The sequence below is a fragment of the Micromonospora sp. NPDC048935 genome, assembly GCF_043197875.1.
In the GTDB taxonomy this organism is placed as follows: Bacteria; Actinomycetota; Actinomycetes; order Mycobacteriales; family Micromonosporaceae; genus Micromonospora.
This window is the reverse complement of sequence record NZ_JBICTZ010000012.1, coordinates 161,516-175,468: the sequence shown is the minus strand read 5'-3', so window position 1 is coordinate 175,468 and position 13,953 is coordinate 161,516. Positions and strand designations below refer to the sequence as shown.

General features: G+C 73.6%; 14 protein-coding genes. 9 read left to right on the top strand and 5 right to left on the bottom strand.

Annotation, left to right across the window (positions count from 1 at the left end; translation table 11 throughout):
• Window positions 1–38: 38 nt before the first annotated feature.
• From ACGFIW_RS28430 to ACGFIW_RS28415, 4 genes are read left to right on the top strand one after another with little or no spacing between them, the layout of a single operon-like run.
• Window positions 39–935, top strand: coding sequence for an ABC transporter ATP-binding protein (locus ACGFIW_RS28430; RefSeq protein ID WP_393321972.1), 897 nt, complete (start codon window positions 39–41; stop codon window positions 933–935).
• A complete protein-coding gene (locus tag ACGFIW_RS28425; protein ID WP_393321969.1) occupies window positions 932–1,729 on the top strand; it encodes an ABC transporter permease in 798 nt (265 codons plus the stop codon). Before ACGFIW_RS28430 ends, ACGFIW_RS28425 begins: the two co-directional genes overlap by 4 nt.
• A gap of 2 nt (window positions 1,730–1,731) precedes the next feature.
• The gene (locus ACGFIW_RS28420; protein ID WP_393321966.1) at window positions 1,732–2,481 is read left to right on the top strand and encodes a hypothetical protein; all 750 of its coding nucleotides are present in this window, start codon (window positions 1,732–1,734) and stop codon (window positions 2,479–2,481) included.
• A 32-nt stretch (window positions 2,482–2,513) separates the two neighbouring features.
• Window positions 2,514–3,077 carry an SOUL family heme-binding protein gene (locus ACGFIW_RS28415; protein ID WP_393321964.1) on the top strand — a complete coding sequence of 188 codons (564 nt, stop codon included), beginning with the start codon at window positions 2,514–2,516 and terminating at the stop codon, window positions 3,075–3,077.
• Between the two features lies 1 nt (window position 3,078).
• On the opposite strand, the gene ACGFIW_RS28410 is transcribed toward ACGFIW_RS28415, so the two are convergent.
• The 3 genes from ACGFIW_RS28410 to ACGFIW_RS28400 are packed head-to-tail and all read right to left on the bottom strand — an operon-like array spanning window position 3,079 to window position 7,310.
• Window positions 3,079–4,056, bottom strand: a complete 978-nt coding sequence (locus ACGFIW_RS28410; RefSeq protein ID WP_393321961.1) for a hypothetical protein — start codon at window positions 4,054–4,056, stop codon at window positions 3,079–3,081.
• 48 nt (window positions 4,057–4,104) lie between these two features.
• Complete coding sequence (locus tag ACGFIW_RS28405) at window positions 4,105–6,534, bottom strand: FtsX-like permease family protein (protein ID WP_393321958.1); 2,430 nt, start codon at window positions 6,532–6,534, stop codon at window positions 4,105–4,107.
• Window positions 6,528–7,310 carry an ABC transporter ATP-binding protein gene (locus ACGFIW_RS28400; protein WP_393321956.1) on the bottom strand — a complete coding sequence of 261 codons (783 nt, stop codon included), beginning with the start codon at window positions 7,308–7,310 and terminating at the stop codon, window positions 6,528–6,530. The genes ACGFIW_RS28405 and ACGFIW_RS28400 overlap by 7 nt, the downstream gene beginning before the upstream one ends.
• Window positions 7,311–7,479: 169 nt before the next feature.
• On the opposite strand from ACGFIW_RS28400, the gene ACGFIW_RS28395 reads away from it, so the two are divergent.
• From ACGFIW_RS28395 to ACGFIW_RS28385, 3 genes are read left to right on the top strand one after another with little or no spacing between them, the layout of a single operon-like run.
• Window positions 7,480–8,640: a sensor histidine kinase gene (locus ACGFIW_RS28395; RefSeq protein ID WP_393321953.1), complete on the top strand. Its 1,161-nt coding sequence runs from the start codon at window positions 7,480–7,482 to the stop codon at window positions 8,638–8,640.
• Window positions 8,637–9,305: a response regulator gene (locus ACGFIW_RS28390; RefSeq protein ID WP_393321950.1), complete on the top strand. Its 669-nt coding sequence runs from the start codon at window positions 8,637–8,639 to the stop codon at window positions 9,303–9,305. Before ACGFIW_RS28395 ends, ACGFIW_RS28390 begins: the two co-directional genes overlap by 4 nt.
• 29 nt (window positions 9,306–9,334) lie before the next feature.
• Window positions 9,335–9,874, top strand: coding sequence for a DUF1697 domain-containing protein (locus ACGFIW_RS28385; protein WP_393321947.1), 540 nt, complete (start codon window positions 9,335–9,337; stop codon window positions 9,872–9,874).
• A gap of 42 nt (window positions 9,875–9,916) precedes the next feature.
• Here ACGFIW_RS28385 and ACGFIW_RS28380 read toward each other — a convergent pair whose 3' ends face one another.
• Window positions 9,917–10,894, bottom strand: coding sequence for an MBL fold metallo-hydrolase (locus tag ACGFIW_RS28380; protein ID WP_393321944.1), 978 nt, complete (start codon window positions 10,892–10,894; stop codon window positions 9,917–9,919).
• Between the two features lie 153 nt (window positions 10,895–11,047).
• Window positions 11,048–11,971 (bottom strand): serine hydrolase, encoded by a 924-nt coding sequence (locus ACGFIW_RS28375; protein WP_393321941.1) that lies wholly within the window; start codon window positions 11,969–11,971, stop codon window positions 11,048–11,050.
• Window positions 11,972–12,023: 52 nt separating this feature from the next.
• Between ACGFIW_RS28375 and ACGFIW_RS28370 the strand changes: the two genes are divergently transcribed.
• Both ACGFIW_RS28370 and ACGFIW_RS28365 read left to right on the top strand, forming a co-directional pair.
• Window positions 12,024–12,983, top strand: coding sequence for a LysR family transcriptional regulator (locus ACGFIW_RS28370; RefSeq protein ID WP_393321938.1), 960 nt, complete (start codon window positions 12,024–12,026; stop codon window positions 12,981–12,983).
• A 101-nt stretch (window positions 12,984–13,084) separates the two neighbouring features.
• The gene (locus ACGFIW_RS28365; protein WP_393321935.1) at window positions 13,085–13,936 is read left to right on the top strand and encodes an aldo/keto reductase; all 852 of its coding nucleotides are present in this window, start codon (window positions 13,085–13,087) and stop codon (window positions 13,934–13,936) included.
• The last annotated feature ends 17 nt before the right edge of the window (window positions 13,937–13,953 follow it).

The following is a 13,953-nucleotide window of genomic DNA, read 5'->3' as shown; positions in this document are numbered from 1 at the left end:
GCAGCCGATGGCCGGGCGGCGCGGGCAGGCTCAACCGCATGATCACGGTAGAGAACCTCACCAAGCGATACGGGCCACACCCGGCCGTGGACGACGTGTCGTTCCAGTGCGAGCCGGGCACCGTCACCGGCTTCCTCGGCCCCAACGGCGCCGGCAAGTCCACCACCATGCGGATGATCTGCGGGCTCACCGCCCCGACCGCCGGCCGCGCCACCATCTCCGGTCACCCGTACCGGGAGCTGCCCAACCCGGGGCGGGAGGTCGGGGTGCTGCTGGACGCCTCCGCCCAGCACGCCGGGCGCACCGGCCGCGAGGCGTTGACGCTGTCCGCGTACACCATGGGTTTGGACCGGCGCGAGGTCGCCGCGAAGCTCGACCTGGTCGGGTTGAACGCGGTGGCGGCGAAGCGTCGGGTACGGGCGTACTCGTTGGGTATGCGCCAGCGGCTCGGCCTGGCGCAGGCGCTGCTCGGCGACCCCCGCGTGCTGATCCTCGACGAGCCGGCGAACGGCCTGGACCCGGAGGGGATCTTCTGGATGCGCGGTTTGCTGCGCGACTTCGCCGACCGGGGCGGCACGGTGCTGCTCTCCTCCCACCTGCTGCGCGAGGTGGAGGCGGTCGCGGACCGGCTGGTGGTGATCGGGGGCGGCCGGATCGTGGCCCAGGGCGACAAGAACGAGCTGTTGGCCGGCGGCGGCACGGTGGTCCGGGCCCGCGACGACGCGTCGCTGCGCCGGGCACTGGACAGGGCCGGGTTGAGCGCCGCCGACAGCTCCGAGGGGCTGCTCGTGCAGGCCGACGCCGAGGCGGTCGGCCAGGCCGCCGCCGACGCCGGCGTCGCGCTGGCCGAGCTGCGACCGGCCGGCGGCGGTGGCCTCGAACAGCTCTTCCTCACCCTGACCGCCGGCGAATCCACCAAGGAGGCCGTCCGATGACCACCACCACCGCGCCCACCACCGGCACCGTCGCGCCCGGGCAGCACACTCCGGTACGCCGTCCGTCGCTGCTCCGGCTCAGCGCCGTGGAGGTGCGCAAGCTCGTCGACACCCGGGCCGGCCGTTGGCTGGTGATCACCATCGGCCTGGTCACCGCCGTGATCGTCACCCTGCAACTGATCTACTCGAAGGAGGCCGACCAGACCTTCCCCAACTTCTTCGTCCCGTCGCTGCTGCCGGTGTCGGTGCTGCTGCCGGTGCTCGGCATCCTGTCGATCACCAGCGAGTGGTCGCAGCGGACGGCCCTCACCACGTACGCCCTGGTGCCCCGCCGGGAACGGGTGGTCGTCGCCAAACTGATCGCCGTGATGCTGACGGCACTCGCCTCGGTGCTGGCCAGCCTCGTCTTCGCCGCCGTCGGCACGCTCGTGGCCTCGGCCACCGGTGGCGCGGGCACCTGGCAGTTCGACTGGTCCCTGCTGCTGAACGCGGCGATCCTCCAGGTCACCGGCGTGCTGATGGGTGCCGCCTTCGGTCTGTTGCTGCTCAACCCGCCGCTGGCGATCGTCGGCTATCTCCTGCTGCCCACCATCTGGGGAGTGCTCGGCGAGATGGTCAGGCCCCTGCGTGGCCCGTCCGAGTGGTTGGACACCAGCAAGACCATGGAACCGTTGTTCAGCAGCGACGCCGTCACCGGCGGGCAGTGGGGGCGGCTGGTGGTGTCCCTGCTGTTCTGGATGGTCCTCCCGCTGGCCGCCGGCCTGTACCGGACGCTGCGCCGCGAGGTGTCCTGACCATGGACGTGTCCGGCTACCGACCACGCACCGTCGTCAGCGGCGGCGTCACCGAGCTGGTCGTCATGTGGGGTGGCTTCCCGCTGGTCGGTGCGGGCCTCGGCTGGCTCCTCGCGGCGACGACCGGTTGGCTCGCCCGGCTGCCCTGGGTGCCGTTCGGTGACCTGGTCGAGTGGCTGGACCGGCTGCCCGAGCCGCAGGCCACCGCCGGCACGGTCGCGGTGGGCGTCCTGGCCGGCCTGGTCGTCGCCGGGATCGGCACCGCCGAACGGCTGATCGTCACCGTCGACGCGGTGCAGGCCCGGCTGCGCCGCTCCGACCAGGACCGGGCCGTCGCGCGGGCCGACGCCCGGGTGGTCTTCCTCGCCGACAAGCACCTGGTGCTGCTCGACGGCGACGGCGCGGAGTTGGTCCGGGAGTCGACGGACCTGCCGGCCGCCAAACTGGCGGAGGCGTTCCGCACGCACGGTTGGAGCTGGGTGGACGACGACCCGCACCGGTCGGCGTACCGGCTGTGGGTGCCCGACCTGCCCGGTCTGCCCGCCGCCGCGGACGCGCTGCTGCGTGCCCGGGAACGGGCGATCGAGCGGGACCGCCGCGACGACGCCCGCGAGCTGCGCCGCGAGCTGGCCCAGCTCGGTGTGGTGCTGCGCGACGAGAGCAAGCGGCAGTACTGGCGGCTGACCGCGCGGGCCGTCGCCGGTGGGGCCGAGGAGTCGACTTCGGCCGAGCGGGAGCCGGACGGGCGGTAGCGTCTGTCCCAGCAGACCCTGGGAGACGCGCGATGACCGAACAGCAGCCGTACCGGGTGGTGTCCCGACACCCCGGCTTCGAGCTGCGTCGGTACCCGGCCCACCTGGTGGCCGAAATGCAGGTCCAGGCGTCCTTCACCCGGGCGCCGATCGAGGCGTTCCGGCCGCTGGCCGCGTACATCGGCGGTGCCAACCGGGCCCGGCACCCGATCGGAACGGCCGCGTCGGCGCTGCCCGCGGCCAGCGGCTCGGAGAAGATCGCGATGACCGTTCCGGTGGTCCAGGTGGAGGGCGAGCGGCCGGGGGCGTACCTGATCCAGTTCGTGATGCCGGTCGCCCGCACGGCCGCCACCCTGCCCGAACCTGTCGACCCGAGGGTGCGGATCCGCGAGGTGCCGGCGCACCTGGCGGCGGCGATGCGGTTCTCCGGGCGGTGGACCGAGCAGGCGTTCAGTCAGCGGGCCACCATGCTCGGCCGCTCGGTCACCGCGGCCGGGCTGCAACCGACAGGCGCGATCCGGTACGCGCGCTACGACCTGCCGTGGAAGCCGTGGTTCCTGCGCCGTAACGAGGTCGTGCTGCCGGTCGTCGAGTGAGCTACCGGCGGTCCCCGGTGCTCGGCCGGGCCAGCAGCAGGGCCATCGCGAGCCCGGAGAGCAGCCCGCACAGCGAAACCAGCAGGTCGGAGTCGGCGGTGTTGATCGGACTGTTGCCGGCCAGCGCCGTGAACTGCGGGCCGACCGGCAGTAGCACCAGCATGGGGATCGCCGCGACGAGCAGGAAGGCCACCGGCCCCACAAGCGCGGCGAGGGCGGCCAGCGCGTGGTGCCGCCAGACCGGCCGGCCGCCCGGCCAGTCCCAGGCCAGCAGGGTGATCCCGGTGAGCAGCACCGCGCCGAGGGCCATCTCCGGCAGGAGACGCGCGCCGGGCGGGGCGGCGCGCACCAGCCCGACGCCGGCCAGGGCCACCACGACGAGGCCGGCCGCCAGCCCGACGCGGGCGCGGGGACGCGCCGGGGCCGCCGCCAGCGCGGCACCGACGGCCAGGACGACAAGCAGCGCCGCCACGGCCAGAGCGCCCTGGTCGAGCTCCGGCTCCCGGTCGGTCGGCGACTCCAGGGCGGCCGCCACGAGCGTCAGCACCCCGGCCACACAGGCCGCGCCGGTCAGGGCCTTCCGGTCGACGGCCGGGGGCAGGCCGCGTTCCCAGCCCAGCAGCACCACCGTCAGCACTGCGAGCACCACACCACCGCCGACGGCGAGCAGCACCGTCGCCTGGACGCCGACCGGGTCGACCCGGTCGATCGCGATGTCGGCGGCAACCCAGAGACCACCGAGCACCACCGCCGTCCGGCTCCAGTGCCGAAGACCCCGACCGGCCAGCACCAGCCCGAGCGTCACCGCGATGATCGCCAGGAACCGCAGGTCGCGCGCCCAGTAGGTGTTGTTGCCGGGCAGGCGCTCCGACCACGGGCCGATCGGCTCGGTCAGGGGTTGCCACACGGTCATGCCCACCGCCCAGAGCACGACGGCGACAGCGCAGAGGAGCAGCCCGAGCGGCCGCGCGGATCGCATTTGTGGACGGTAGCCGCCCGACCGCCCACGCGGGGGGTGGGAACCCGGTCATCCCACGAGGCCGATCGGTGACCGCCCGGGGCGGTGCCGCAGGAGCCGCCACGTCGGCAGGATGCTCGCCAACACGGCGAGCAGCAGGCACAGTCCCAGCACGCCGACGATCACCGACCACGGCACCACCAGGTCGACGGCGGCACCGACCTGCTCGGCGAGGCCGGCGCGGATGCTGAGCAGACCGACGAAGGCGACGCCCCCACCCAGCAGCGCCCCGATCAGCACCACCACTGCGGACTCGGCCGTGACCAGCCAGACGGCCTGCCGCCGGGTCGCCCCGGCCAACCGGATCAGCCGCAGGTCCGCAGCCCGGCCGGCAGCGGCCAGCACCACCGTGTTGGCCACCGCGATGGCACCGTAGCCGGCCGACACACCGATCAGCAGCAGCGTGAAGAGCCAGACGAGGCGGTCCTCGGCGGCGTCCGCCTCGGCCGCCCAGGTGGCGACGTCGACGACCCGTGCTCCGGCTGGAGCTGCGATCCGGTCCCGGACGAACACCGTGGACGTCAGCGCCGACGGGTCGTGCGTGCGCACCACCGCCCGGGGCAGCAGCAGATCACCGGGGAGCGAGTCGTCGGTGACCACGGCGACGACGCGCAACGACACAGGTGTCCCGTCGGCGAAGACCACCACGTACGGCTCGGACGGCCGCAGGTTCGCCGACGCGGTCAGCACCACCGTGTCGTCGCCGCGCAGGTCGTCGAGCGAGCCGGCGACGACGGTGAGCGACCGGTTCGCGGCGGTGAAGCCGGCCGGGTCCACACCGAGCGCCGTCAGTGGCCGGTCGGCCGGCCCGGTGCCGGGGTCGGTGCGGAAGACAGTGGTCGGCAGGAGTGCGGTGCCGCCGGTCGCGGCGACCGCCTCGTCCGACAGACCGGGCGCCCGGTCCGGCAGAACGATCCAGCCGGCGTTCACGTTGTCCGCCCGGCCTGCCGCGTACGCGGCGGTGGTGGTCCGCACCATTCCGGACACCAGCACCGCGAAGGCGACGGTGAGCAACACCGGGGCGGCCGTGGACGCGGTCCGCCGGGTCGCGGTCAACGCGCCGCCGCGGACGAGCATCCCGATCGCGCCACCGGAGCGTCGTACCGGGGAACGCAGCAGACGCACCACCGGGCCGACCACCGCCGGGGAGAGCACTGTGGCACCGGCCACCAGGGCCATCACCGCGTACAGGGCGTACTGCGCCGCGACGCGGGCCTCGTCGGAGGTCGCCGTGCCGACGCTGAGCGCGACCCCCGCCGCGACGAGAAGCGCGCCGGTGGCGATCCGCAGCCGCCCCATCGGCCGCTGCTCCACCGCCGCCTCGCGCAACGCCTCCATCGGGCGGACCCGCGCCGCCCGGCGCGACGCCGACCAGACGGCCAGCAGCGCGATCACCGGCCCGGCGACGAGGGAGAGGGCGACCGGCCAGACTTCGTAGCGGACCCGGAAGGTCGACGGTTCGTAGCCGACATCGACGAGTAGTCGACCCAGCACCGGGGCCAGTGCCGCACCGACCAGCAGGCCGACCAGCCCGGCCAGGACGCCGACGACGAGCGCCTCGGCGTACACCGCACGGCGGACCTGGCGCGCGGTGGCGCCGACGGCGCGCAGCAGGCCCAGCTCACGGCGACGCTGCGCGACGGTGAACGCGAAGGTGGAGGCGACCACGAACACCGTGACGAAGCCGGCGAGGGCTGCCGTGGCGGTGAGCACCTGCATGCCGATCCAGCGGGTGCGGGCGTCGTCGCGGGGTTCCAGCGCGCCCCGCGCGTCGCCGGTCAGCACCTGTCCGTCCGCGTCGACGACACCACCGGCCGCCGCGGCGACCCGGTCCGGATCGGCTCCCGGTGCGAGCACCAACCCGATGGCCCGGACGCCGGGCGCGAGCGCGGCGGCAACCTCGTCCGCGACATGGACGCCGGGCGCGTCGACCAGACCGGTGACCGTGTACGGCACCGGACCCGCCGCGGTGAGCAGGGTGACCGGCCCGCCGGTCGGCAGCCCGAGCGCACTGTCGACGACCACCTCGCCGGCCGTGCGGGGCGGCTCGCCGGCCGTGAGGCGCAGTCCCCCGAGCTGGGCACTGGACCAGCCGTGCCCCTGGTGGGCGTCCTCCCGCCGAGTGTCGGCGGTCGAGGGGCGACCGTCGACGAGCGGCTGGGCGTAGAAGGTCCGGTCCGGCACCGCCGCCGCCACACCGGGCAGAGCGCCCAACCGGCCGACGAGGTCCGCGGCGGTGGCGGCGGACCAGGGCCGGGTCGGCGCGAAGTTGTCGGCCGACGTACCCGCCTCGGGGCTCTGCACCATCACCGCCGCCCGCGCCAGCCGGTCCGGCACCTGCGGGCGGCCGGAGGCGAGCAGCAGGGTGGCGATCGAGACGAGCATGACCCCGATGGCGACGGCCACGAACGCGCTGGCCGAGCGCCGGATGCTCAGCACGACGGCCCCGCGAGCGTCGCCGCGTGCCGGGACGCGCCCGCCGGGTCGGCCTCCCGCACGGCGATCCGCGCGGCGACGGCAGCGGCGGTGATGCCGCCGGTCAGCTCGTCGACGACGCGGCCGTCGGCGAGAAGGAGAACCCGATCGGCGTACGCGGCCGCGGTGGGATCGTGGGTCACCATCACCACCGTCTGCCCGTGGTCGTCGACGAGCCCCCGCAGCAGCCGGAGCACCTGCCGCGACGCGGCGCTGTCCAGTGCACCGGTCGGCTCGTCGGCGAAGACCACCGCCGGGCGGGTGATCAACGCGCGGGCCACGGCGACACGCTGCTGCTCGCCGCCGGACAACTCACTCGGCCGGTGCCCGGCCCGGTCGGCCAGGCCCACCGCGTCCAGCGCGGCGGTCACGTCCTCAGCCGGCGGGCGGCGGCCGGCCAGGCGCAGCGGCAACTCGACGTTCTGCGCGGCGGTCAGCGTGGTCACCAGGTTGAACGCCTGGAACACGAAGCCGATCCGATCGCGGCGCAGCCGGGTCAGCTCGTTGTCACCGAGGTCGTTCAGGCGCGTGCCGTCGATCGTGACGGTCCCCTCGGTCGGGCTGTCCAGCCCCGCCGCGCAGTGCAGCAGTGTGGACTTTCCCGAGCCCGAGGGGCCCATCACCGCCGTGAACGTGCCGCTCGCGAAGCTGGTGCTCACGCCGTCGAGCGCCGTCACCCGCCGGGTTCCGGTGCCGTACACCGCGCGCAGCCCCGTCAGGGTCACCGTGTCTGTGGTCATGACCACCACGGTGCCGGTCGCGGCGGGTGTCGCGCGTCGTGCCGGAGCGGACACTTTCCGGCCCTCCCCCGGGTGGAGGTGCGGGCCCGCAACCGCCGGTACGTCGTCCTCCAGGATGACCGCCCACGGGTGGACGCGGTCGATCCGGCCGACCGTTACCGTCTGGGGCGTGACCGCTCTCCTGCTGACCCGGCGGCTGCGGCCGGTCGACCTCTACCTCGTGGACGCCGTGCTCGCCCTGGCGGTCGGTGGCTTCCTCTGCCCGTACGCGGCGCTGGAGTCACCACTGCACGGTGGCGTACGCGAGCCGCTGTGGGTGTCCGTGCTCGTCGGGATGGCCCTCGGGCTGCCGTTGGCCGTCCGGCGGCGGTGGCCGATCGCCGTCGCGTTCGTGATCAGCGCCGGCACCACCGGGGCGCTGATCACCGGGGTGATCCCCAACTTCGCCGCCGCCGCGCCGGCCTTCGCCATCGGCCTGTCCTTCTACACGGTGGCCACGTTGACGGCCACCCGCCGGTCGCTGCTCAGTGCCGCGGGTTGTCTCGCCCTGGTCAGCGTCGGTCTGGTGCTGACCGCCGGTGACCTGTGGTCGCGTACCGGGGCGGTGGTCTACGCGACAGTCATGATCGCGCCCGCCTGGTTGATCGGCTGGTTGCTGCGGGAGCGTCGCGCCCTCGCCGCCCGGCAGAGCGACCACCTGGTCCGTCAGGCCGCCACCGAGGAACGACTGCGGGTGGCACGGGAGCTGCACGACGTGGTCGCGCACACGCTGAGCCTCATCGTGGTGAAGGCGGCCGTCGCCAACCACGTCGCCGAGGCCGATCCCCGGGAGGCGGGGGCCGCCCTGCGGGTGATCGAGGAGACCAGCCGCGACGCGCTGACCGACGTCCGCCGGGTGCTCGGCGTCCTGCGCGAGGGCACCACCCCGTACGCGCCGACGCCCGGCCTGGACGAGCTGCCCGCGCTGGCCCGGCAGGCGGCGATCGGGGGCGTCGACGTTCGGCTCGACGTCCGACGGGAGGAGGCCGGCGGTGCGGTGCCCGAGTCGGTGGGCCTCGCGGTCTACCGGATCGTGCAGGAGGCGGTGACGAACGTGATGAAGCACGCCGCGCCGGCCGCCTGCCGGGCCATGGTGACCGTCACGCCCGCCGAGGTGCGGGTGGAGGTGACCGACGACGGCCGGCGACCGTTCCTGGTCGGCGGGGAGGGCCACGGCCTGATCGGCATGCGGGAGCGGGTGGCGTTGCACGGTGGGGAGTTCCGCGCCGGGCCGCGCTCCGACGGGGGCTTCGCGGTGACGGCCAGCCTGCCCTACCGGGTGGCCGCGTGATCCGGGTGCTGATCGCCGACGACCAGGCGCTGCTGCGCGGCAGTTTCCGGTTGCTTGTCGACCTGACCCCGGACTTCACCACCGTTGCCGAGGCGGGCACCGGTGTGGAGGCCGTCGCGATGGCCGAGGAGCACCGGCCGGACGTGGTGCTGATGGACGTACGGATGCCGGAGATGGACGGCATCGAAGCGACCCGACGGATCTGCGCCGGCCCGGCCACCGCCGACACCCGGGTCATCATTCTGACGACGTTCGACCTGGACGAGTACGTCTACGGTGCGCTGCGCGCCGGAGCCAGCGGCTTCCTGCTGAAGGACACCCCACCGGCGGACCTGCTGACCGGGATCCGGGTGGTGGCAGCCGGGGAGGGGCTGCTCGCGCCGACGGTGACCCGCCGGCTGATCGACGAGTTCGCCCGGCGGGCCGAGCCGGCCCGGCCGTTGCCGCGCCAACTGGACGGGGTGACCGAGCGGGAACGGGAGGTGCTCACGCTGATCGCCCGTGGCCTGTCCAACACGGAGCTGGCCGCGCACCTCAACCTCAGCCCGACCACCGTCAAGACGCACGTCGGGCGGCTGCTGACCAAACTGGCGGTGCGGGACCGGGCGCAACTGGTCATCGTCGCCTACGAGACGGGCCTGGTGGGGCCGGGCAGCCTACGCTGAGCCGGTCGGTCACGAACCCTGGAGGAGCCATGACCCGCTACGTCGCCCTGCTGCGCGGGGTCAACGTCGGCACCACCCGACTGGCGATGGCCGACCTGCGCCGGATCGTCACCGACCTCGGGCACGAGGACGTCAGGACGTACCTGCAGAGCGGCAACGTGGCCTTCGGCAGCACGGTGCGCGACGCGGAGAAGCTGGCCGCCGGGATCGAGCGGGCGCTCACCGACGAGCTGGCGTTGACGGTGCCGGTGCTGGTACGCAGTGGCCGGGAGTTGGCGGCAATCGCTGGCGGCAACCCGTACGCCGACCGGGAGGACGACCCGACCAGGTTGCTGGTGGCCTTCCTCGCGACCGAGCCGAAGAAGTCCACCGTGGACGCGCTGGCCGTGCCCGGTGGCGAGAACGTGTCGTTCACGGTGACCGGCCGGGAGGTCTTCCTGCACTTCGTCGACGGCGGTTACGGGCGGTCGAAGTTCACGAACGCGTACCTGGAGAAGAAGCTCGGCGTGGTGGCCACCACCCGCAACTGGAAGTCGGTGCGCGCCCTGGCGGAGCTGGCCCCCGCCTGACCCGGGTGGGGGCCGCGGCCCCGCGATCCCCACCGACGCCGGTCAGAAGTGGTACGCGGTCTCGTACTCGGGCACCAGCACCCGGCTGCGCGGCGAGATCCGACGCACCGCGGCGATCATGTCGTTCAACCGGGTGCGGTCGGTCTCGGCAACCGTCGGCGGGTTCTGCAACGGGGTCTCGAAGTTGTCGTAGTGCACCGGCACGATGACCTTCGGGTAGTCCAGGCCGGCCAGCAGCCGGGGCAGGTAGTCGCCGGTGGTGGCGTTCTGTAGGGCCACCATCGCCACGTCGGGCGCCAGCCCGGTGAGGTTGCGCTCGGCGACGTCGCTGGCCCCGGTGAAGTAGACAGACGGGCCGCCGTCGACCCGCAGCAGATAACCGAGCGTGTCGCCCTCGGGCAGGTCGGCGATGGTCGCCGGCTGCGGCGGCTGGGCCACCCGCACCCCCGGAAAGGCCACCGAGTACGACGGGTTGCGGCTGTGCAGCGAGCCGACCACCTCGACGCTGTGGTCCCCGAAGTCCAGCACCTCCCCACCCTTGACCGAGCTGAGCTGCGTCGACGGCACCCCGTAGGCCAACCCCAGGTGGTACGCGGTGAGCGTGCCGAACACCCGCGCTCCGGTGCGCTTGGCGATGTGGGGCACGTCCATGAAGTGGTCCCAGTGGGTGTGCGTGACAAGCACCGTCGTGGCCCGGTCGACGCGCTTGTCGATCTCGTCGGTGCGCACGGTCAACGCGGTGTCGGTCCGGAACGCCCCTTTGAACAGCCCGGTGTCGATCCGGCTGAGGAACGGGTCGACGAGAACCGTGCGGTCGGCGATGTCGACGCGCCAGCCGGCCGTACCCCACCAGCGGAAGCTGACCGCGCCCCTGCGGCGGGCGGTCGGCGTGGGTGCTGCGGCGGCGGGCGACGCGGCCATGGCCGGGGTGGCGGAGCCGGCGGCGAGGCCACCGGCGGAGACAAGCGCGGTGGTGGCGGCGGCGTCGCGCAGGAAGCGACGGCGGTCGAGACTGGGCATGCGGAGCTACTCCCCGTGGTCGGGCGATCGGTCCACCCGAGCCAACCAGCGCCAGCGTGCCCCGGTCCAAGACCGAAGGCCGTCGGCTCCGATACGGCAGCGCATATCGGAGCAGCCCAGCGGCGGTGCGCGGACGCGCGTGAGGTCGCGAAATCAGTCGCCGCGCAGCGCCTCGACGGCCGTGCGGGCGGCCTCGCCCATCGCCAGGTCCACGTCGATGCGGCGCGGGGCCAACCGGTCGGCGCGGGCGAAGACGGCGATCGCGTACCGGCCGCCGTCGGGGTAGTCGGCGACCCCGGCCTCCAGGTGCAGGCCGGGCAGGGTGCCGGTCTTGCCGGAGACCCGGACGCCGGGCGGGAAGCCGGCGGCCAGCCGGGTCCAGAAGATCTGCTGGCCCATCCAGCTGCGGACCATCGCGCACGCCGCCGCCGGCCCGGCCTCGTCCCGCCAGATCAGCGTGAGCAGCCGGGTGATCTCCCGGGCGGTGCTGGAGGTGGTGTGCGCGGGGTCGAAGACCCGCATCGCCCGGACCCGGTCCGCCGGCAACGTGGGGAAGATCCGGGCGAACTCCGCCTCGGTACGCGCGCCCACGTCGGTGAGCATCATCTCGACCAGGTCCCGGGGGCCGCCGAGGACGCGGGTACGGGTCAGCCCCAGCTCGGCGGCGAGCATCGGCAGCAGATCCGGGCCGACCCGGCGCAGCAACAGGTCGGCGGCCGTGTTGTCGGTGACCGACATGGCGAGGTACGCGAGGTCGCGCAGCGACACCTCGGCGTCGTCGGTGCAGCCGGCCAGACCCCACCCGCCGAGCCGGTCGGCGGCGGTGACCAGGACCCGTTCGGTCGGGTCGAGTTGACCGGCCTCGACCTGCCGGGCGAACTCCAACACCAGCAGGATCTTGAAGATCGAGGCGATCACCACCTGCTCGTCGGCCCGCAGCCCGACCTCCGGAAGACCGCCGGCCGGGCCGCCACCCTCGACGGCGCTCAGGTCGACGGCGTCCAGGTCGACCACGTGCAGGCTGGCCGTCACCCCGACGGCGGCGAAGATGGCCTCGATGCGCTCGCTGACGTCCACGCCGGCACGGTATCCAGCGGCACCCGGCCGGTGCTGGCGTAGGGTCCCGGCTGTGGATCTGCTCCGGCACCTGCGGCACTTCGTGGTGGTCGCACACGAGTTGCACTTCGGCCGGGCCGCGGAGCTGCTCGGGATGGCCCAGCCGCCCCTGAGCCAGTCGATCCAGCGCCTGGAACGGGAGCTGACCGTCGAGTTGTTCGACAGGTCCCGCCGCCAGGTACGCCTCACCACCGCCGGTGAGCTGCTCCTCGGCGAGGCGGAGGAATTGCTCGCCGGTGCCGGCCGGCTGCGCAGTCTGATGGGGCAGATCCGGGCGGGTGAGCTGGGCGTACTCCGGGCCGGTGTGCCGCCGGAGACGCCCGCGGTGACGCTGCGCGCGCTGCTGGATCGGCTCACCACCCGGGCACCCGGCCTGGACGTGGAGCTGCACGAGCTGACCACCGCCGAGCAGGCCCGGATGCTCACCGAGCGGACCCTGGACGTGGGGCTGGTGCACCACCCGGTGGCGGCGGACGGGCTGCGTTTCGGCGCGCCTGTCGACGTACCCCTCGGGGTGTTGCTGCCGCGCGCCTCGCCGCTGGCCCACGGCCGTGACGTGGCGCTGGCGTCGCTGGCCGGTCTGGATCTGGTGGCCGCGCCCCGGGCGACCGCACCCGGTTGGCACGACCACCTGCTGGCGGTGTGCCGACAGCACGGTTGGCGCCCGGCCCGGGTGCGGCCGGCCCGCAACCCGGAGTTCCTCTTCGGGCTCGTGCTCGCCGGAGGCGCGGTGGCCGTGGAACCGGCTGCGGTGGCACGTCGCGAACCCCGGATCGCCTGGCGGCCGATCTCCGACACCTCGCTGGTCAGACGCACCTCGGCGGCCTGGCCGGCCCGCTCGGCACACCCGGCGGCGTCGATGTTCGGGCAGCTCGCCGCCGAGGTGCTGGCCGATGAGGAGCCCGTCGCACCCGCGCCGGCGTCGGTGCCGGCGGCACGGCCGTGGCCGGTGCTCTTCGACACGACCGGGTGAACGTCCCGATCGTTGCGCTCGTCACCACGGCTCGGGCGGTGAACGACACGTCCCCGCGGGTAAGGATGGAAGATCGCACACGAAGACGCGAAGGAGCCGCAGTGCCCAACACGATTCCCGACATCAGCCTGAACGACGGCACCACCATTCCGCAGCTCGGCTTCGGGGTGTTCCAGATCGAGCCGAAGGACACCGTCGCGGCGGTGACGACGGCCCTCGAAACGGGCTACCGGCACATCGACACCGCCGAGATGTACGGCAACGAGGCCGAGGTCGGCGAGGCGGTCCGCGTGTCCGGCCTCGACCGGGGCTCGGTGTACGTGACGAGCAAGCTGAGCAACGCTTTCCACCGCCCCGACGACGCCCGCCGGGCGTTCGACTCGACGCTCGCGGCGCTGAAGATGGACTACATCGACCTCTTCCTGATCCACTGGCCGTTGCCGACCCTGTACGACGGCGACTACGTCTCGACCTGGAAGGTGCTGGAGGAGTTCCAGCGCGACGGCCGCGCCCGCTCGATCGGCGTCTCCAACTTCCAGGTGTCGCACCTGGAGCGGCTGGCCGACGAGGCGAGCGTCGTGCCGGCGGTGAACCAGATCGAGGCGCACCCCTACTTCGGCAACGACGAGGTCCGCGCCTACGGCCGCGCGCACAACATCCTCACCGAGGCGTGGTCGCCGATCGCGCAGGGCAAGGTGCTCGACGACCCGACGGTTGTCGACATCGCCGAGCAGGTCGGCCGTACCCCGGCGCAGGTGGTGCTCCGCTGGCACGTGCAGCGCGGCGACATCATCTTCCCGAAGTCGACCACCCCGAAGCGGATCGAGGAGAACACTCGGATCTTCGACTTCGAGCTGGACGACGCGGCGATGGAGCGGATCACCAACCTGGACAAGGGCGGGGCCGGGCGGCAGGGCCCGGACCCGGACACCTTCGCCTACCTGCCCAAGTGACCTGAGCCGCCCGGCGG